The organism is Fictibacillus sp. NPDC058756, assembly GCF_042746035.1.
In the GTDB taxonomy this organism is placed as follows: Bacteria; Bacillota; Bacilli; order Bacillales; family Fictibacillaceae; genus Fictibacillus.
Map to the genome: position 1 here is coordinate 1 of NZ_JBHYPU010000006.1, position 18,668 is coordinate 18,668.

Here is an 18,668-nt window from a genome sequence, read left to right on the forward strand (position 1 = left end):
TTCAGCGCCGATGGTAGTTGGGGGTCTCCCCCTGTTAGAGTAGGACGTCGCTAGGCAATGAGGAAGATGGATGAAGATCCATCTTCTTTTTTTGTATAAAAAAGAAAGAAAAGTGCCTTTTTTAAGATCAAAACAATAAAGATTAGCTGCAGTCAGTGAAATGACACGCAGCCAATGTTATTGAAGACTATTCATATAGCTGTTTTTCTTATAAAGGAAGAGCTTCGCGTGAAACGAAGGAAATTCTGCGTGAAACGAGAGAGATTTTGCGTGAAACAGAGTGTATAACGCGTGAAACTCCGAGCATCCTGCGTGAAAACATCCTATTTCTGCGCGAACGTGTAACAAATAAAAAAACACGTACTGTGAACGATAAATCTCACTTTTGTCGAAAAGTCTATAAATGAAAAATTACAGCTTAAAAATCCAAATTACAGTCTAGAAAATAAAATTACGGCCTAAAAACACTTCTCACCCCAAAAATCCCACTAGCAACAACCCCATAAAATCACCTATGCCGTACACCAATCAAAAATCCACATCAACTAAAATCTAATCACTGCCCCCAATCTGCATTAAATTGCTTTAACTCTTAAAAGCAGCACATCGAACGGTTTTAAATCGTGGTGCAGCGGGGATTTATGGAAACATGAGGACGCATACTCGGTTTATTTTACCGAAAAGAATAAAGACAGACACAACGAGAGCCAGAGTCTCATACATTTTAAAAGAACCTTAAAATAATCTGAAAAAACGTATATGAATAAACAATTCTGGCAACAATGGCATTATGGAGGTGGAAGAATGAAAAACACACGACAGTACGGGGAAACGTGTATGGTTTGTGAGGAGCAAAAGGATCGGGGATTACACATTCTTCATCAATTTATTTGCCGGGAATGTGAGCAGAAAATCCTTACTGCCAAAACAAATGATGACTATTATAAACATTACTTATCACAATTAAGAAAATTAAAATTAGTAAATGCGTCTTCATAAAAACAGGCTGGTTAAACAGTCTGTTTTTTTATGTGATAAATTCTTTGGGGATGAAACATGTGATAGAATGGAGATATACCAAAAGACGAGAAATATTTGAAAATAAAAGGGTTTGTAACTATGAAACATGCACCGCTATATGAAGCGTTAATTAAACATACAAAGAATAATAAGTGGTCTTTTCATGTTCCTGGACACAAAAATGGTCATATCTTTGAAAAGACTGCTAAACCTTTTTTTCAGCCTGTCTTGTCCTTAGATGCTACAGAACTGACAGGGCTTGATGATCTGCATCATCCAGAAGGAGCAATCCTCGAAGCGCAGGAGTTGCTGTCTTCATTTTATAAAGTGAAGAGAAGTTATTTCCTTATTGGAGGAAGTACTTCTGGGAATCTCGCTATGATTCTTTCTTCATTTATTCAGGGCGATATCGTTCTTGTTCAGAGGAACTGCCATAAATCAGTTCTGAACGGACTTGAACTTGCTGGTGTGAAACCAGTATTATTATCACCAGAAATGGATGAAGACGGAGGATTTCCTTTAGGAGTCAGCCTAGATACAGTAAGGAAAGCTATAAAAAGCTATCCCGAGTTTAAAGGAATTATTTTAACAAATCCTACTTATTACGGCTTGCAGCAGGGTATAGAAGATATAGCGGAAGTAATCCACGCTCATAACGGCATCGTTTTGGTCGATGAAGCACATGGAGCACATTTCGGGCTTAAGAATATGCCGCATAGTGCGATACATAGAGGAGCAGACATTGTTGTGCAATCTGCACATAAAACACTTCCGGCTTTAACGATGGGTGCTTTTTTACATGTGAACAGTGATCAAGTTGATGAATATCGTTTATTACAAGCTCTTCAGATCGTTCAATCTTCTTCCCCTTCTTATCTGATTATGGCTTCACTGGATTTGAGCCGTCTATATATGGAGAACTTGTCAGATGCGGATTTAGATAATATTATTCTTCAAGCTGATGATTTTAGAGTATTTATTAATTCGCTGGATCATCTTCATACTGTTAAAACTCCTGCAGGTTACATTTTAGATCCTCTCAAGATAACAGTTCAGTCAGATAAAGATATATCAGGGTTTGAACTGCAGCACCTTTTTGAAGAAGCAGGTTTGTTTACAGAGCTTGCCGATGACCGGAATGTATTACTTATTTTGCCGCTCGGAACAATCAATGGGCTTACTGAGCTAAAGAAAGTTTTTTATAAAATCTCGGAAAAACTTTCTTTATATAAAAATAGAACAGAAAAGATTCAAACGGTATCTTTATTTCCTCCGATTAGTACGTTAGGACTTTGCTATAGTGACATGAAGAGAATGCGCGTCAAACATGTTCAAATAGAGGATGCTGAAGGATATGCGGCAGCTGAAGCTGTAATTCCTTATCCTCCAGGTATTCCTTTGATTGCAAAAGGAGAAAAAATTACATCAGAATCCATACGTCATTATTTATTCTTTAAGGAAAAGGGTGCTCGATTCCAGGGAATCAGTGAGCAGAATAAGATGCATGTATTTGATATAAGTAAGGAGCAGCAATTGTGAAAGGCTTATTTATTACGCTAGAGGGTCCAGACGGGTCAGGCAAAACAACTCAGGTTGCAAAGATTGCCGGATACTTAACACAAAATAAAATTGATTTTATACAAACACGCGAACCAGGCGGTACTAGAATCAGTGATAAGATTCGCTCACTTATTTTAGATCCAGAGCATAAAGAAATGCATGACCTAACGGAAGTTCTTCTTTATGCTGCATCAAGGGCACAGCATGTTCATGAAAAAATCCTTCCTGCCCTTGAAGAAGGCAAGGTTGTTTTATGTGACCGTTTTGTTGATGCTTCACTCGCTTATCAAGGATTTGGGCTCGGTGTCGGTGAAGAACCGGTACTACAGGTGAACAGCATTGCAACGAGCGGACTGGTACCTGACCGCAGTTATTTTGTCGATGTCTCTCCAGAAGTTGGACGAGAGCGAATGAAGGCGAGATACGGAACAGGCAGCCTCGACCGGATCGAGCAAAAAGATCTTTCTTATCATGAAAGGGTAAGAGAAGGATTTCAGCATATTTTTGCTAATCAGGAGAAGCGTATTCATCGCGTTAACGGTGAACAGGATCCTGAGACGGTGTTTGCAGAGATCGTAAAGGATTTGGATAAGCTTTTAGCGAATCATAAGGAAAAGTAAAAGGAGGCATTTGCCATGAAAATGATTATAGCCGTTGTTCAAGATAAAGACAGCAGCCGACTGCAGGATGCGCTTGTTGAAAAGAATTACCGTGCCACAAAACTCGCAACAACAGGCGGTTTTCTCAAAGCCGGAAATACAACGTTTATGATTGGTGTGGAAGATGCTCAGATTGATGAAGTCATGGATATTATCCGGGAGAACTGCAAAAGCCGTAATCAGATGGTTGCTCCGGTTTCTCCGATGGGCGGAAACGCGGATGCTTATGTGCCGTATCCTGTTGAAGTAGAAGTTGGCGGTGCAACGGTATTCGTACTGCCTGTTGAAAGCTTCCAGCAATTTTAATAAATTTAAGCTTCAAAATTGAGGGGTTATTATGAAAATCGGACAGGACATAAGACCAGTTCTTGATACAAAGCAAAATGAGGGGAAAATGGGAAAGAAAACATCCCTTTCCTTTGGAGAGACGGTATCCAAGCAGAGTGAGAAACTCCACTCTGAACAGCTGACAAGGCTGTTAGGCGATATCGAGACACAAGGCAAAAGGTTGCTGCAGTCCCAAACTGTACGGGATCTGCAGCTTTATAAAAATTTGGTTCAGCGCTTCGTAAAAGAAGCAGTTAACTTCGGTATGCAGTTAAAACAAAACAAAAGCTGGAATGAACAAGGGCGGTCACGAACACTCAAACTTGTTAAAGAAATTGATGAACAGCTGATCCAAATTACAGAAGCAGTATTAAGCCAGGAAAAAGACTCAATATCCTTATTAGATAAGATAGGTGAAATCAAAGGATTATTAGTTAATTTATATACGTAGCAGGTGAAATGTATGATGAGCTGGGAAATAAGCAGCAAGACACAGCCCCGTGTTGTGAAACTAATAAAAAACAGTATAAAAAAGCAGCGCCTTGCTCATGCATATATTTTTGAAGGGGCACACGGAACAGGCAAGATGGCAGTCGCGACTGCATTAGCTAAAACCTTTCTATGCAGAAATGCTGAAGATGGAAATCCGTGCGAGAACTGCACCAACTGCAAAAGAATCACATCAGGCAACCATCCGGATGTACATATCATCTCACCCGACGGACAGTCGATAAAGATTGACCAGATCAGAGGACTGCAGAAGGAATTTGCATACAGCGGAATGGAGTCTTCTAAAAAGGTTTATATTGTAGAGCACGCTGATAAGATGACCGTTCAAGCAGCAAATAGTCTGCTGAAGTTTTTAGAAGAGCCGGGTTCAGATACGATTGCTATTTTATTAACGGAACAGGTTCATAGTTTGCTTGATACCATCCGTTCGCGTGCACAGACTCTTTCTTTCTCGCCCCTTGCTCCTGAAGGGATCTTACAGAAGCTGTTAGAGGAGGAAATACCAAAGCCAATTGCTGCTTTGGCCTCTTCACTTACGTCAGATTATGCAGAAGCACTCGAAATTTGTAGGGAAGAGTGGTTTGCACAAGCAAGAGCCAAAGTGATACAATTGACGGAGGAACTGCGGCTGCGGCCTGATTATTGTCTTGTTGTTCTGCAAGACCAGTATTTAAGCTTTTTTAAAGAGAAAGAACAGCTGCGTTTAGCTTTAAACTTACTTTTGATCTGGTATCGGGATCTTTTATCTATACATTTATCACAGTCGGAAAAAGTCGTTTTTTTCGACCAGCTTCAAGCATTAGAGCAGCAGGCGCTTCAAACGTCTCAAAAGAAAACAGGAGAAGCTCTGCAAGCTATACTGACTGCTCAAGCCAGACTGAGGAGCAACGTCAGCCCCCTTATGGTGATGGAGCAGTTGGTTTTACGATTACGGGAGGGATAAAACCTTGTATGAGGTAGTGGGCATCCGCTTTAAGAAAGCGGGTAAAGTATATTATTTCGACCCCGGCGACCTTGAAGTGAAGAAAGACGCGTTCGTCATTGTGGAAACAGCGCGTGGAATAGAATATGGCAAGGTAGTTATCGATAAGAAACTAGTCGGGGAGAACGATGTAGTTCTTCCTTTAAAAAAAGTCGTTCGGCTCGCGACACAGAAAGATATTTTATCTGTGGATGAAAATAAAGCAGCCGCTAAGGAAGCGTTTCAAAGTTGTGAGGAAAAAATCATTGAACACCAGCTGGATATGAAGCTGGTCGATGTTGAATATACGTTTGACAGAAATAAAATCATTTTTTATTTTACAGCAGACGGAAGAATAGATTTCCGTGAGCTTGTTAAAGATCTTGCTTCTATTTTTAGGACAAGAATAGAACTAAGACAGATTGGTGTCAGAGATGAAGCGAAAATGCTCGGGGGAATTGGACCATGCGGCCGTATGCTTTGCTGTTCCACTTTCTTAGGAGATTTTGAGCCCGTTTCAATCAAAATGGCAAAAGATCAGAACCTTTCATTAAACCCAGCTAAGATTTCAGGTTTATGCGGACGTTTAATGTGCTGTCTGAAGTACGAAAATGACTATTACGAAGAAGCTAAAGAAGAAATGCCTGATGTTGGTGAAGAAATTATGACCCCTCATGGTGTTGGTCGCGTTGTCGGCTTGAACTTGCTTGAAAAGCTCATTCAAGTAAACATTCCATCAATGGAAAGAACGACAGAGTTTACATTGGACGAGCTGGCAGAAGGCAAGAAAGAGGAATTATTCAGTCAGGCCACAGAGTAAAAGAGGTGGAATTCGTGGAAAAGAAGACTATATTTTCCCGCGTGGTGCAAATGGAAGAACAAATCACGGAGTTGTCACAGCAACTAGAAGATTTTAAGACCCATTTGGCTGCATTAATTGAAGAAAACCACCATCTCGTGATGGAAAATGAAAATCTTCGAAACAAGCTGAACTCTGAGGGAACACGAGTTTCTGCTAAAAAATCTCTAGCTTCTAAGGGAAAAAAAGAGCCTACCGATATCGGTGAGGGCTATGATAACCTGGCACGTCTCTACCAAGAAGGATTCCACATTTGCAACCTTCATTATGGCAGCGTACGTTCAGAGGGAGATTGTTTGTTTTGTCTTTCATTTTTAAATAAGAAATAAACGCCTTTCCTGAGGGGAAGGCTTCTTTTTATATGGGTAATTTTAAAAACTATTTTAAAGACTGTTTTCGCAACAATTGTAGCTTTTGGAAGTAGTTGATTTCCGTTCCAGGATGCTCGCTTTCCGCGGGGCGGGCGGTGAGCCTCCTTGGCGCTATGCACCATTAGGAGTCTCACCTGTCCCACTGGTCCCGCAGGAGTCTCGCACCTTGCACTCCAATCAACTAATCAATGATGAGAAGAAAAAAACACCATAAGCACAATTTTTTAGCTTTCGTTGGCAAGTTGATTGAAGTGGAAATCAACCTCTATCAACTATTTTATAAAAGAAAGAGAGGGAATCATTATGACTGAGCTTCTGCCAGATGAACGAATTGATTACTTAGTACATGAAGACTTAAAAATAATACAAAGTCCCTCTGTCTTTTCGTTTTCGCTTGATGCGGTTTTATTAAGCCGTTTTGCTTGGGTTCCGATTCAAAAAGGTAAAATCATAGATTTGTGCAGCGGCAACGGTGCAGTAGCTCTTTTACTGAGCAAAAGGTCCAAAGCCCACATAACCGGGGTTGAAATTCAAGAAAGACTATACAGTATGGCAAATAGAAGTGTTCTGCTCAACAATCTAGATGATCAGATAAATATGGATCTCGCGGATATAAAAGAGGCGCCTGCTAAATATGGTCATGGCACATTTGATGCGTTAACGTGCAATCCCCCGTATTTTGCTTCAGTCCATGAAGAAGATTTCAATCAGAATGAACATCTCGCAATTGCACGCCATGAAATTCATTGTTCCTTAGAAGATGTGATTCGTGTAAGCAGCCAGCTTGTAAAGCAAGGCGGAAAGGTGGCGATGGTACATCGTCCGAACCGTCTTATGGAGATCTTAGCATTTATGCGCCAGTATAAGCTTGAACCTAAAAAACTGCAGCTGATTTATCCAAAAGCCGGAAGTGAAGCTAACATGCTTTTAATAGAAGGAATGAAAAACGGAAAGCCTGACCTGCATATTCTTTCACCGCTTACGGTATACGGAGATAATGGGGAATATACGGCTGAGCTTAAAAGGATGTTCTACGGTGAACGAGAGCAATAATCATTTTGTGTATATTTTGGAGTGCGGTGACGGAACTTACTATACAGGCTATACAAATGAGATCAGTCAGCGGCTGCGTAAACATGAAGAAGGAAAAGGTGCTAAGTATACAAGAGGAAGAGGACCTCTTAAGCTTGTATTTCAACAGTCTTTTTGTACGAAACAAGAAGCAATGCGCTTGGAATTTGCCATAAAGAAACTGAACAGAGCCGCAAAAGAGAGAATAATTAAAGAGGGAAGTGTTTCATATGTGGCAGCAAAAGAGCTACCATGACGAGCGCGGGACTGGTGCATTATATCTTGTTCCCACACCGATTGGAAACTTAGAAGATATGACGTTTCGTGCTGTTCGCACATTAAAAGAGGCTGATATGATAGCAGCAGAGGATACGCGGCAAACAAAGAAGTTATGTAACCATTTTGAAATTAGTGCACCATTGACGAGTTATCATGATCATAATAAAATGCAGAGCGGACAAAAGCTTATAGAAGCATTAAAAGAAGGAAAGCAAATTGCATTAGTTACTGATGCCGGGATGCCAGGGATTTCAGATCCTGGGTATGAGCTAGTGGTCCAATGTGTAGAAGAAAAAATACCTGTCATACCACTGCCTGGAGCAAATGCTGCCTTGCCTGCACTGGTCGCTTCCGGATTAAATACTGAACTTTTCACATTTTATGGTTTTCTTCCTCGGGGTAAAAAAGAAAGGAAAGCTGAATTAGAAAGATTAAAGCCCTTTCCATCGACGCTTTTATTTTATGAAGCCCCTCATCGTCTAAAAGAAACACTTCAGGCTATGAATGGAATATTTGAAAACCGGAAAATTGCAGTGGTCCGGGAGTTAACAAAGAAATATGAAGAAATTATCCGAGGTACACTTGCTGAAGTTACTGATTATATATGTCAGGGAGATGCTGAAATCAGGGGAGAATTTTGCTTAGTAGTCGAGGGAAGCGGGAATGCAGAGTTCGAGAGTGAAACCGCTGTGCAATGGTGGGAGTCTCTTTCGATGACTGAACATGTCGATCATTATGTTAATCAAGGTGAGAAGCCAAAAGAAGCGATTAAGTTAGCAGCTGTTGACCGGAATGTTCCAAAGCGTTCCGTTTATCAGGAATATCATGGCCTATAATTTTTCAACAAAAAGTGAAAGAGCCTTCTAAATGAAGGCTCTTATTGTTTATGTTCTTATTTTGATGTTTGAAGCTGCTTTTGAAGCTCATCCATAACTTCTTTAGCACCTTCACGGCTAAGAATGATTTTTCCGCCTGCTACAGTGTAGTTATCATCTGAAACTTCCCCAGTTACTGCACAAGTCATGTTTGGCTTGTATTTCTTAAGGATGATGCGGTCGTCATCAACGTAGATTTCTAAAGCATCCTTCTCTGCAATTCCTAAAGTACGGCGCAGTTCGATCGGAATAACCACACGTCCTAGTTCATCAACCTTACGTACAATTCCTGTAGATTTCATAATAAAATCTCTCCTCCCGAATATATAAAAAAATTTCCCTATCTATTTTAATCGTCAGAATTCGACAAAATCCTACGAGAACATCTTACCAAGATTTCCAATTGTCGTCAATAGTTTTGACTTAAACATTTTTATTTCTTTTACCAAGTGAATTCTCTAGTATATACCCGTTTAATAATACTTTTGAAACCGGTAAATGGAAGATATATTCATATATTGTCATAAAAAATTCAAATAAGTGTAAAAGATGAAAAATTTTAACTGGAAATAAGGTTTAGATTAATCGTCAAATTTCGACAAAACTAACAATGAAAAAATACTATCCATGTTCTCCTTTTAAACCTTTAGCTCCTACACCTTGACACACTTTCAATGCATTAGGTATATTTTGAAGGAAGAAAAGAGAATAATGAAAGTATTTACATAGAAATCTTTCGCTTGCATTTTTACTTTTATGTCCTAGAGTAAACAGTTTTTTATAGTTTTTGTAAAAAAGATACATTTTCCGGAACAGTTAAATGTTCCCTATAATTTAAAGGCTGTTTTTGTGTAAAACTTTGTTGTCTTTGGAAGAAGTTGATTTCCGTTACAGGTTGCTCGCTTTCCGCGGGGCAGGCGGTGAGCCACATTCGTACGTTTCACTTTCAATTGTCTCACCTGACCGCTAGTCCCGCAGGACAAGGAAGGCTTCGACAGCGTTATATCGCACGAAGAAAATGTGATTTTTCATTTTCGAGGAGTCTCGCACGTTCCACTGCAATCAACTAATCAATGAAGAACTTCAAAGCTCCCTGTGGAAACAATATTTTAGAAAAGAGCCATTTCAAAAGACGAACAGTCCCTAAATGGAGGGGCTTTTTTCCTTATTACAGAATACTTTGAGGAGGCGGTATTAGTGGCAAAACCAACATTTTATATTACAACACCAATTTATTATCCAAGCGGAAAGCTTCACATCGGCCATGCGTATACAACGACAGCGGGAGATGCGATGGCAAGATACAAGCGTTTAAAAGGGTTCGATGTTATGTACCTTACTGGATCTGATGAGCATGGGGAAAAGATTCAAAAGAAAGCAAATGAACAAGGTCTACATCCGCAAAAGTATGTAGACGGAATCGTTGATGATATTAAAGCTCTTTGGAAGAAGATGGACATTTCATATGATGATTACATCCGTACAACTGATGACCGTCATAAAAATTCTGTCGAAAAAATCTTTCAGCAGCTTCTCGACCAGGATGATATTTACTTAAGTGAATATGAAGGCTGGTATTGCACGGACTGTGAATCATTCTTTACAGAACGCCAGCTTGAAGACGGCAAGTGTCCTGATTGCGGACGTGAAGTGAAAAAGGTAAAAGAAGAAAGTTACTTCTTCCGCATGAGCAAATATGCTGACCGATTGCTGGCTTATTATGAAGAGAATCCTTCCTTTATCTATCCTGAATCACGAAAGCGTGAAATGATTAATAACTTTATTAAACCAGGCTTAGAGAATCTTGCGGTTTCCCGTACATCCTTTGACTGGGGCGTAAAAGTTCCAGGAAATCCAAAGCATGTTATCTACGTATGGATCGATGCTCTATCTAACTATATAACGGCCCTTGGCTATGGCAGTGATAACGATGAGAAGTATCAAAAATACTGGCCAGCAGATGTTCATTTAATGAGTAAAGAAATTGTACGTTTCCATACGATTTATTGGCCGATCATGCTTATGGCTTTAGGGCTTCCCTTACCGAAACAAGTTATTGCGCATGGCTGGCTTTTGATGAAAGACGGAAAGATGTCCAAATCCAAAGGAAATGTAGTGGATCCAAATGTACTGATCGACCGCTATGGTCTAGATCCACTGCGTTATTACTTGCTTCGTGAAGTGCCATTTGGCTCTGATGGCGTGTTTACACCTGAAAGCTTTGTAGACAGAGTAAATGCAGATCTCGCAAATGACTTAGGAAATCTTTTAAACCGTACGATTGCCATGATCGGTAAATACTTTGACGGCAAGATTCCAGCTTATGAAGGCCGTATTACAGATTTTGATGGAACCCTTGAAGATTTTGCGATGGAAACGGTAAGAAAAACAGAAGAAGCGATGGAGAACCTTGAGTTTTCAATCGCGCTTTCAACCATTTGGCAGCTTGTCAGCCGCACAAATAAATACATTGATGAAACGCAGCCATGGGTGCTTGCAAAAGATGAAGCAAAACAAGGTGAACTTGCAAGCGTTATGTATCACCTTGCAGAGTCAATCCGCATCGTATCTGTTCTGATTCAGCCGTTCATGACAGAAACTCCAGCAAAAATCTGGAGACAGCTTGGATTGAATGACTCTAAACTGACAGACTGGTATTCTTTAAAAGAGTTCGGTACCATTCCGGGAGATACTTCAGTTGTAAAAGGGGATCCGATCTTCCCTCGACTTGAAACAGAAGTTGAAGTACAGTTCATTAAAGATTCTATGGGAAGCACTTCTGCACCGGCAGAAGCGCCAAAAGAAGAAGAGAAGCAAGAAGTTCAATCTGCAGCCGACCAAAAACCTGAGATCTCCATCGATGACTTCATGAAGGTAGACTTAAGGGTTGCAACGGTAATAGCAGCTGAACCAGTAAAAAAAGCTGATAAACTGTTAAAGCTTCAACTGGATCTGGGGTACGAAAAACGCCAAGTCGTTTCTGGCATTGCCCAGTACTATAAGCCGGACGATCTTGTTGGACAAAAAGTTATTTGCGTAACGAACCTAAAACCTGTGAAATTGCGCGGAGAGCTTTCAGAGGGAATGATTTTAGCAGGTTCTTCTGATGGTCAATTAACATTGGCGACAGTTGATCAATCACTTCCAAATGGTTCAAAAGTTAAATAATGAGAAAAAGCGGGGAGGATATCCCTGCTTTTTTAGTGCCTAAGATAGAGGAAATACTTGTAAATCTATAATAAAAATAGGTCTTAATACCCACAATGTAATTATATTGTAATGCTGCTGTTACCCGAATGAATGGAAAATGTGATAAGATTTGTAAAGTTGAAAGGATTGTACACTATGTTTGATACACACGCACATCTGAATGCAGCACAATTCGAAGAAGACCGTCAGGAAGTTATCCAGCGGGCTTTAGATGAAGGAGTTCACCACATCGTGGTTGTCGGCTTTGACCGGGAAACGATCAACGGTGCTATGGAACTTGCTGAAGAATATGACTTCATTTATGCTTGCGTAGGCTGGCATCCAGTCGATGCAATCGACATGAGGGAAGAAGATTTGGCCTGGATTGAAGAACTTGCAGCGCATCCAAAAGTTGTCGCTCTTGGCGAAATGGGATTGGATTATCATTGGGATAAGTCGCCTGCAGATGTTCAGAAAGAAGTTTTCAGACGCCAAATACGCCTTGCGAAAAAAGTGAAGCTTCCCATCGTTATTCATAACCGGGAAGCGACACAAGACGTTGTTGACATACTTAGGGAAGAAGAAGCCCATGAAGTTGGCGGCATCATGCATTGCTACAGCGGAAGTATAGAAGTTGCCCGCCAATGTATGGAAATGAATTTCTACATAAGTTTTGGTGGACCAGTAACATTTAAGAATGCAAAAAAGGTTAAGGAAGTTGCGAAAGACATTCCGATGGACCGGCTTTTAATTGAAACTGATTGTCCTTATCTTAGTCCTCATCCATTAAGAGGCAAAAGAAACGAACCATCTTATGTAAAGTATGTAGCAGAATCTTTGTCAGATATAAAAGATCTTCCACTTGAAGACATCATAAAGAAAACTTCCGACAATGCTTTTCGAATTTTTAACATATTCCGATAGGATATGTTGTCGGAAACAAACGAAGCATGAAAAATATCGCGTTTATCTTTCAAGAAATGACAAAAGGGACAGGAAAATTGTCAAACGTTTTTTCTTCCCTTTTTCCTTCTTATCCGTTCATAATTAGCCTTGGGTCAATTAATGACGAAAAAGGAGGGATTTGACAGAGAGAAAAAAGGTATTTATAATGCAGTCCTTGTAGGGGAGGAAATTGGATGTATAAGAATATTACAGCTTTGTTCTCGAGTTTTACGAGAAAGAAACTTTATCTTTCTTTAGCCGCTCTTCTCGTTTTAGCGGTAACTACTGGATTCGTAGGTTATGAAACTACGAAAGCAGAAGTCACACTAATGCTTGACGGAAAGAAAAGCCAAGTTAAAACACATGCTAGCACAGTAAGAGAACTTCTACGCGAACAAAATATAAAACCTAACCAGCATGATGTTGTAAAGCCTGGGCTTTCAGCAAAGGTCGAAGATAACATGAAGGTTGATTATTTAAAGGCTAAGGAAATTGTCCTTACCGTAAATGGCAAAGACAAAAAGGTATGGACGACAGCAAAGACTGTTGAGCAATTCGTTAAAGAACAGCAGTTATCGCTGAAAGAGCATGATGTCATTAAGCCAAATCTGACTGCTGATATTCAAGATCAAGGCAAGATTAAGATCGAATCAGCATTTCCGGTAAAGCTTGTTGTAGGCGGAAAAGCACAGCAAGTTTGGACCACTTCCACTACCGTCGCTGACCTTTTGAAGCAACAAAAGGTATCATTAGGTGAAATAGACCGAGTATCACCTGCCAAAACAGAAAAAATTACTGGCAAAACGCAGGTTGAAGTCATCAGAGTAGAAAAGGTCACCGATGTAGTGGAAGAAGAAACACCATTTGCTGTTGTTAACCGTAAAGACAGCGGATTAACAAAAGGCAAAGAGCGTGTCGTGCAAGATGGCAAGAAAGGCAAGCTTGAAAAACGCTATGAAGTTGTAATGGAAAACGGAAAAGAAGTTTCCAGAAAACTTGTAGGCGAAAAAACATTAAGCGACAGCACAGATAAAATTGTTGCCATCGGTACAAAAGCAAAACCGCAGCCTGTAGTATCGCGTAGCAAAGCGCCGAGTAATTCTGGCGGAAGAGAGCTGACTGTAACAAGTACGGCTTATACTGCTAACTGCTCAGGATGTTCCGGGATCACGGCTTCAGGCTACAATTTAAAAGCTAATCCGAATGCGAAAGTAATCGCAGTCGATCCAAATGTTATTCCTCTTGGCACAAAAGTATATGTTGAAGGGTATGGATATGCCATTGCATCAGATACTGGAGGAGCTATAAAGGGTAACAAGATTGATGTATTCTTTGCTTCTCAATCACAGGCAGAGGCTTGGGGAAGAAAAACAATTAAGATTCGCATCATAAACTAATTTGATCTAACAAAGCATGGGGATTATTCCCTGTGCTTTTTTTGCGCCTAGAACCGAATCACTTAGAAGTTAAGGCTAGTCAATCCTAGACTTTCTTGACGCCTGGGGTATACTAGTAAAAGATGTTTTTTCGTTCAAATTATTAGACGCTGCAATGCCTAAAAAGGTTTCACCGTTTTGGAGGAAATCATGAAAAAAATAAAAGAAATTATTATCGTTGAAGGAAAGAGCGATACACTCGCTATAAAACGTTCAGTTGAAGCGGATACGATTGAGACAAATGGTTCAGAAATAAGTATAGATACTTTGAATCGGATCAAGAGAGCGCATGACATCAGGGGAATTATCGTATTTACGGATCCTGATTTTCCTGGAAAGAGAATTCGGCAGATCATTTCCGAGTTTGTTCCGGGTTGTAAGCACGCGTACTTAGCAAAACAAGATGCCATTGCTAAAGGTGATAAAGGTGTAGGTGTAGAGCATGCATCTAAAGAAGCTATTATTGAAGCTCTTTCACATGTGAGAGAAGAAATGCTGCAATCAGAAGAAAATGAATTAATTGCATGGGAAGATTTAATAGCAGCTGGTTTAACAGGAAAAGCGGATTCGAAAAAAAGACGAGAAATAATTGGTGCAGAGCTCCGTTTAGGATATATGAATGCAAAACAATTATACAAACGTTTAAATATGTTTCGCGTCACTCAGGAAGAATTTCAGAAAGCTCTGCAGGCGCTCTACAGAATTGAGGAGGACTAGATAGTAATGAGAAAAGATATCTCAACCCCGCAATCCACAAAGACCATACTTGAAAAACATGGTTTTACATTTAAGAAAAGTCTGGGGCAAAATTTTTTAATCGATCGCAACATACTTAATAATATTGTTAATGCTGCTGATTTAACGGAGGATTCAGGAGTTATTGAGATCGGTCCTGGAATCGGTGCATTGACAGAGTTTATCGCAAGAGCTTCAAAGAAAGCCGTTGCTTTTGAGATCGATCAGAGGCTGCTGCCGATTTTAAAAGAAACGCTGGCTCCATACCCGCATGTAGAAGTTATCCATTCTGATGTGCTAAAAGCCGATATTCACCAAGTGATCAGAGAGCATTTTGAAGAAGGACAAGACTTAATGGTAGTTGCAAACCTGCCTTATTATGTGACAACACCAATCATTATGAAGCTTCTTCAAGACAAACTTCCTATTCGCGGCATCGTTTGTATGATCCAGAAAGAGGTAGCCGACCGCCTGGCTGCATCTCCGGGTACAAAAGATTATAATTCCCTTTCTATAGCCATTCAATATTATGCGACAGCTGAGATGATGATTAAAGTGCCTAAAACCGTTTTTGTTCCAGCACCTAATGTGGATTCGTCCGTTATTAAACTTACGATTCGCAAAGAACCAGCTGTAAAAGTAAAAGATGAAGCGTTCTTTTTTGAGGTAGTCAGATCCTCTTTTGCACAAAGAAGAAAAACGCTATGGAACAACCTGACAAGCCAGCTTGTTTCAAAAGAAAAGAAAGATGAACTGCTATCTATTTTAGAGAAGTTGGATATTGATCCTAAACGCCGAGGAGAAACGCTGACAATTGAAGAATTCGGCAGATTGGCAGATTCTCTTTTGCCGCTTGTAAAATAAACCTCATTTTTCCCCTTATCCTCTCATACTCTTATAAAAGGAACATTGGGAGCAGTGGAGCTTGTTACTCCAAATAGGGGGAGTAAAATGAAACTAGAGATTGGATCAATTGTAACCAGGAACTCTTACAAACGGGATTTACTTTTTCGTATTGTAGGATTTAGTGAAGATCGTACCATTGCAGAACTTGCAGGAGAAGAGCTCAGACTCTGGGCTGATGCTCCGGTGGACGATTTATTTGTCGTGGACGACAAGCAAATGTCTGAACACAGGCAAGTAGTAAAGGAAAAGGAAGATTCCTCACTAAAATTATTCAGACAGGATTACTATCTGCTAAGACAAAAAAGGGAATACCTCTCAACAAACGGCTATCAATACGATCAATCTTATTTTGAACTGCCTGGAAGAGTGCTTCATATTGACGGAGATCCCTTATATTTAAATAAATGCCTGGAGCTTTATAAAAAGCTGGGTGTACCTGTTTATGGCATTCATATGAAAGAAACCGAGATGCCTGAAAAAGTTCCAGCACTTGTAGATGAAGTTAGACCAGACATTCTTGTTATCACAGGTCATGATGCTTATATGAAATCAAAAGGCGATGTAACAGATGTTAATGCTTATCGCCATACGAAATATTTCATCAGGACGGTCCGTGAAGTGAGAAGGAAGTATACGAATCTTGATCATCTGATGATCTTTGCCGGTGCTTGCCAGTCTCATTTTGAATCGCTTATTAAGGTTGGTTCAAACTTTGCAAGTTCTCCTGCGCGGATAAACATTCATGCTCTCGATCCTGTCTATATCGTGTCAAAAATCAGTTTAACGTCATTTATGGACCGTGTGAATGTTATGGATGTTTTAAGAAACACTCTGACTGGAAAAGAAGGATTAGGCGGTGTAGAGACGAGAGGGTTTCTCCGGACAGGAATGCCCATCAAAACCAAGCCTTAAAATAGAACTCCGGACTGCCGGAGTTTTTTTGTTTTCAGCTGATTTAAGGTGGTATTCTCTATAAGATTGTTGCTATTGAGAGACTGTCAAAAGTTCTTCATTGAATAGTTAATTGGAGCGGAAGGGTGAGACTCCTGCAGGACGAGCGGGGCAGGTGAGACCACTCAATGGACGCAGTACAGAGGGGGCTCACCGCACGCCCTGCGGAAAGCGAGCCCTGTAGCGGAAATCAACCACTTTCAAGAGCGCAAAATTTACGAAAACAGCCAAAACAAAAGATTATTTGTATCATTTACTTACTTTATACATATCTTCCCGAAAAAAAGACATACTAAAAAAAGCAAAAAAAGGATATTTGGTCATTGACATGAAAATGCTTTGCTTGCTATAATGAAAATTTTAATTTGACAAAAAAGCACGATTTGTGTTACAATTTGTCTAAGTGAGGTGGAGCCTAAAATGGGTAAAACAATAGTGGACATTAGACGCTCTTTAGAGTCCAACGTGGGTAGAAGACTTTCTTTACGTGCAAATGGCGGTCGACGCAAAACGATCGAACGTTTAGGAACACTGGAAGAAACATACCCAGCAGTTTTTATTATCAAATTAGATCAGGACACCAACGCTTTCGAACGTGTTTCTTATAGTTACGCGGATGTACTCACAGAAACAGTAGAACTTACATTCTTAGAAGATACACAAGCAGCAATCGGGCAGTAAGAACTTTTTACTGCTATTTTTTTTACCCTCTGCAGCTGGATTTAAACATACATATACGAAATACAGCAAGAATTGACCCCTTTTGGAGATACTATAACGTATCGCATATGAAAGGGGTTTTCATCATTATGGGAAGAAGCAAGCATGGAATGATGTCTGAAGGATTAAAGACTGAAATTGCCAAAGAGCTGGGTTTTTACGATAAAGTTCAGCGTGATGGTTGGGGCGGTATTTCTTCAAAAGACGCAGGGAATATGGTTAAGCGCGCACTTGAATTAGCCGAGCAAAGATTAAACAAATAAATATGCGATAGAAATAAAGCCGGAGGTGTTAAGTCTCCGGTTTTCTCCTACCCTGAGATGAACGATTTTAACTATATTTAAGTGTTCATACTGTGTTACTATTAAAAATATCAAAATTGTGTAAGATTTTTAGGCAGGGATAAAGATGATTAATAATAAAGTATCCATTAAAGCACCGGCTAAAATCAATCTGTCTCTTGATGCACTGAGGAAAAGAGAAGACGGCTTTCATGAAGTAGCCATGGTCATGACCACGGTTGATTTAGCTGACCGCATCGAACTGACTTTATTAGAAAAAGATGAAATTAGAATAGAAAGCTCAGGCGGCTTCGTGCCTTTGGATGAACGGAACTTGGCATATCAGGCTGCATTGCTTCTTAAGAAGACGTACGGAATTAAACAAGGTGTTTTTATACATATTTCAAAACATATTCCTGTCGCTGCAGGACTTGCTGGAGGAAGCAGTGACGCTGCAGCAGCATTAAAAGGGCTGAATCAGCTTTGGAACTTAGGCTTGTCACTGGACGAACTCGCAGAACTCGGAGCAAAGATCGGGTCCGATGTCTCGTTTTGTGTATACGGCGGAACTGCACTGGCAACAGGCCGCGGTGAAAAAATCCATCACATTTCTTCTCCGCCTCCATGCTGGGTGCTTTTAGCCAAGCCTCCAATCGGAGTTTCGACAGGTGAAGTATACCGGAACTTAAAGCTTTCAGGAATCGAACATCCTGATGTAGAAGGAATGGTTAAAGCTATTGAAGATAAAGACTACGACCAGATCTGCAGCCTTCTCGGCAACGTGTTAGAAACCGTGACCCTTAAAATGTATCCTGAAGTAAAACATATTAAGGAACAGATGATGAAACTTGGGGCAGATGCCGTTTTGATGAGTGGAAGCGGGCCGACAGTGTTTGGACTATTTCAGCATGAATCAAGGCTTCAGCGGGTTTATAACGGTTTAAGAGGTTTTTGCAATGAAGTATATGCAGTAAGACTATTAGGGGAATGATTGATAAAATCCGTATAAAAAT

Annotated in this window: 21 protein-coding genes; 20 read left to right on the plus strand and 1 reads right to left on the minus strand. The window is 40.1% G+C overall.

Annotated features, from left to right (window positions below; all coding sequences use genetic code 11):
• Positions 1-804: 804 nt before the first annotated feature.
• The 11 genes from ACFW35_RS19385 (at position 805) to rsmI (ending at position 8,453) form a co-directional block, all read left to right on the plus strand.
• Positions 805-999 carry a sigma factor G inhibitor Gin gene (locus ACFW35_RS19385; protein ID WP_066285362.1) on the plus strand — a complete coding sequence of 65 codons (195 nt, stop codon included), beginning with the start codon at positions 805-807 and terminating at the stop codon, positions 997-999.
• Positions 1,000-1,119: 120 nt separating this feature from the next.
• Positions 1,120-2,559: an aminotransferase class I/II-fold pyridoxal phosphate-dependent enzyme gene (locus ACFW35_RS19390; RefSeq protein WP_379848215.1), complete on the plus strand. Its 1,440-nt coding sequence runs from the start codon at positions 1,120-1,122 to the stop codon at positions 2,557-2,559.
• Positions 2,556-3,200 carry a dTMP kinase gene (gene tmk / locus ACFW35_RS19395; RefSeq protein ID WP_379848217.1) on the plus strand — a complete coding sequence of 215 codons (645 nt, stop codon included), beginning with the start codon at positions 2,556-2,558 and terminating at the stop codon, positions 3,198-3,200. Before ACFW35_RS19390 ends, tmk begins: the two co-directional genes overlap by 4 nt.
• Before the next feature lie 15 nt (positions 3,201-3,215).
• Positions 3,216-3,545 carry a cyclic-di-AMP receptor gene (locus ACFW35_RS19400; protein ID WP_077365562.1) on the plus strand — a complete coding sequence of 110 codons (330 nt, stop codon included), beginning with the start codon at positions 3,216-3,218 and terminating at the stop codon, positions 3,543-3,545.
• A gap of 31 nt (positions 3,546-3,576) precedes the next feature.
• Positions 3,577-4,017 (plus strand): YaaR family protein, encoded by a 441-nt coding sequence (locus ACFW35_RS19405; protein ID WP_066285370.1) that lies wholly within the window; start codon positions 3,577-3,579, stop codon positions 4,015-4,017.
• Between the two features lie 15 nt (positions 4,018-4,032).
• Positions 4,033-5,019, plus strand: coding sequence for a DNA polymerase III subunit delta' (holB, locus tag ACFW35_RS19410; RefSeq protein WP_379848219.1), 987 nt, complete (start codon positions 4,033-4,035; stop codon positions 5,017-5,019).
• Positions 5,020-5,023: 4 nt separating this feature from the next.
• Positions 5,024-5,857 carry a PSP1 domain-containing protein gene (locus tag ACFW35_RS19415; RefSeq protein WP_066285372.1) on the plus strand — a complete coding sequence of 278 codons (834 nt, stop codon included), beginning with the start codon at positions 5,024-5,026 and terminating at the stop codon, positions 5,855-5,857.
• 14 nt (positions 5,858-5,871) lie between these two features.
• The gene (gene yabA, locus ACFW35_RS19420) at positions 5,872-6,225 is read left to right on the plus strand and encodes a DNA replication initiation control protein YabA (RefSeq protein WP_379848221.1); all 354 of its coding nucleotides are present in this window, start codon (positions 5,872-5,874) and stop codon (positions 6,223-6,225) included.
• A 345-nt stretch (positions 6,226-6,570) separates the two neighbouring features.
• Positions 6,571-7,320: a tRNA1(Val) (adenine(37)-N6)-methyltransferase gene (locus ACFW35_RS19425; RefSeq protein ID WP_379848223.1), complete on the plus strand. Its 750-nt coding sequence runs from the start codon at positions 6,571-6,573 to the stop codon at positions 7,318-7,320.
• Positions 7,304-7,594 carry a GIY-YIG nuclease family protein gene (locus ACFW35_RS19430; protein WP_379848225.1) on the plus strand — a complete coding sequence of 97 codons (291 nt, stop codon included), beginning with the start codon at positions 7,304-7,306 and terminating at the stop codon, positions 7,592-7,594. Before ACFW35_RS19425 ends, ACFW35_RS19430 begins: the two co-directional genes overlap by 17 nt.
• Positions 7,569-8,453 carry a 16S rRNA (cytidine(1402)-2'-O)-methyltransferase gene (gene rsmI / locus ACFW35_RS19435; protein ID WP_379848227.1) on the plus strand — a complete coding sequence of 295 codons (885 nt, stop codon included), beginning with the start codon at positions 7,569-7,571 and terminating at the stop codon, positions 8,451-8,453. The genes ACFW35_RS19430 and rsmI overlap by 26 nt, the downstream gene beginning before the upstream one ends.
• 56 nt (positions 8,454-8,509) lie before the next feature.
• On the opposite strand, the gene ACFW35_RS19440 is transcribed toward rsmI, so the two are convergent.
• The gene (locus tag ACFW35_RS19440) at positions 8,510-8,794 is read right to left on the minus strand and encodes an AbrB/MazE/SpoVT family DNA-binding domain-containing protein (protein WP_066285380.1); all 285 of its coding nucleotides are present in this window, start codon (positions 8,792-8,794) and stop codon (positions 8,510-8,512) included.
• Between the two features lie 895 nt (positions 8,795-9,689).
• Between ACFW35_RS19440 and metG the strand changes: the two genes are divergently transcribed.
• The 9 genes from metG to ispE all read left to right on the plus strand — a co-directional run bounded on the left by metG (position 9,690) and on the right by ispE (position 18,646).
• On the plus strand, positions 9,690-11,660 hold the full coding sequence (gene metG / locus ACFW35_RS19445; protein WP_379848229.1) for a methionine--tRNA ligase: 1,971 nt from the start codon (positions 9,690-9,692) through the stop codon (positions 11,658-11,660).
• A 177-nt stretch (positions 11,661-11,837) separates the two neighbouring features.
• Positions 11,838-12,605, plus strand: a complete 768-nt coding sequence (locus ACFW35_RS19450; protein WP_379848231.1) for a TatD family hydrolase — start codon at positions 11,838-11,840, stop codon at positions 12,603-12,605.
• Between the two features lie 215 nt (positions 12,606-12,820).
• Entirely contained in the window at positions 12,821-14,023 is a 1,203-nt protein-coding gene (locus ACFW35_RS19455; protein WP_379848233.1) for a ubiquitin-like domain-containing protein, read from the plus strand.
• Positions 14,024-14,212: 189 nt separating this feature from the next.
• Positions 14,213-14,779, plus strand: a complete 567-nt coding sequence (gene rnmV / locus ACFW35_RS19460; protein WP_379848235.1) for a ribonuclease M5 — start codon at positions 14,213-14,215, stop codon at positions 14,777-14,779.
• Between the two features lie 6 nt (positions 14,780-14,785).
• Entirely contained in the window at positions 14,786-15,661 is an 876-nt protein-coding gene (gene rsmA, locus ACFW35_RS19465; RefSeq protein WP_379848237.1) for a 16S rRNA (adenine(1518)-N(6)/adenine(1519)-N(6))-dimethyltransferase RsmA, read from the plus strand.
• A gap of 87 nt (positions 15,662-15,748) precedes the next feature.
• Entirely contained in the window at positions 15,749-16,615 is an 867-nt protein-coding gene (gene yabG, locus ACFW35_RS19470; RefSeq protein WP_379848239.1) for a sporulation peptidase YabG, read from the plus strand.
• Between the two features lie 459 nt (positions 16,616-17,074).
• A complete protein-coding gene (gene veg, locus ACFW35_RS19475; RefSeq protein ID WP_066238125.1) occupies positions 17,075-17,335 on the plus strand; it encodes a biofilm formation stimulator Veg in 261 nt (86 codons plus the stop codon).
• A gap of 128 nt (positions 17,336-17,463) precedes the next feature.
• A complete protein-coding gene (locus ACFW35_RS19480) occupies positions 17,464-17,637 on the plus strand; it encodes a small, acid-soluble spore protein, alpha/beta type (protein ID WP_077365586.1) in 174 nt (57 codons plus the stop codon).
• A 145-nt stretch (positions 17,638-17,782) separates the two neighbouring features.
• Positions 17,783-18,646 carry a 4-(cytidine 5'-diphospho)-2-C-methyl-D-erythritol kinase gene (gene ispE, locus ACFW35_RS19485; RefSeq protein ID WP_379848242.1) on the plus strand — a complete coding sequence of 288 codons (864 nt, stop codon included), beginning with the start codon at positions 17,783-17,785 and terminating at the stop codon, positions 18,644-18,646.
• Positions 18,647-18,668: the final 22 nt, after the last annotated feature.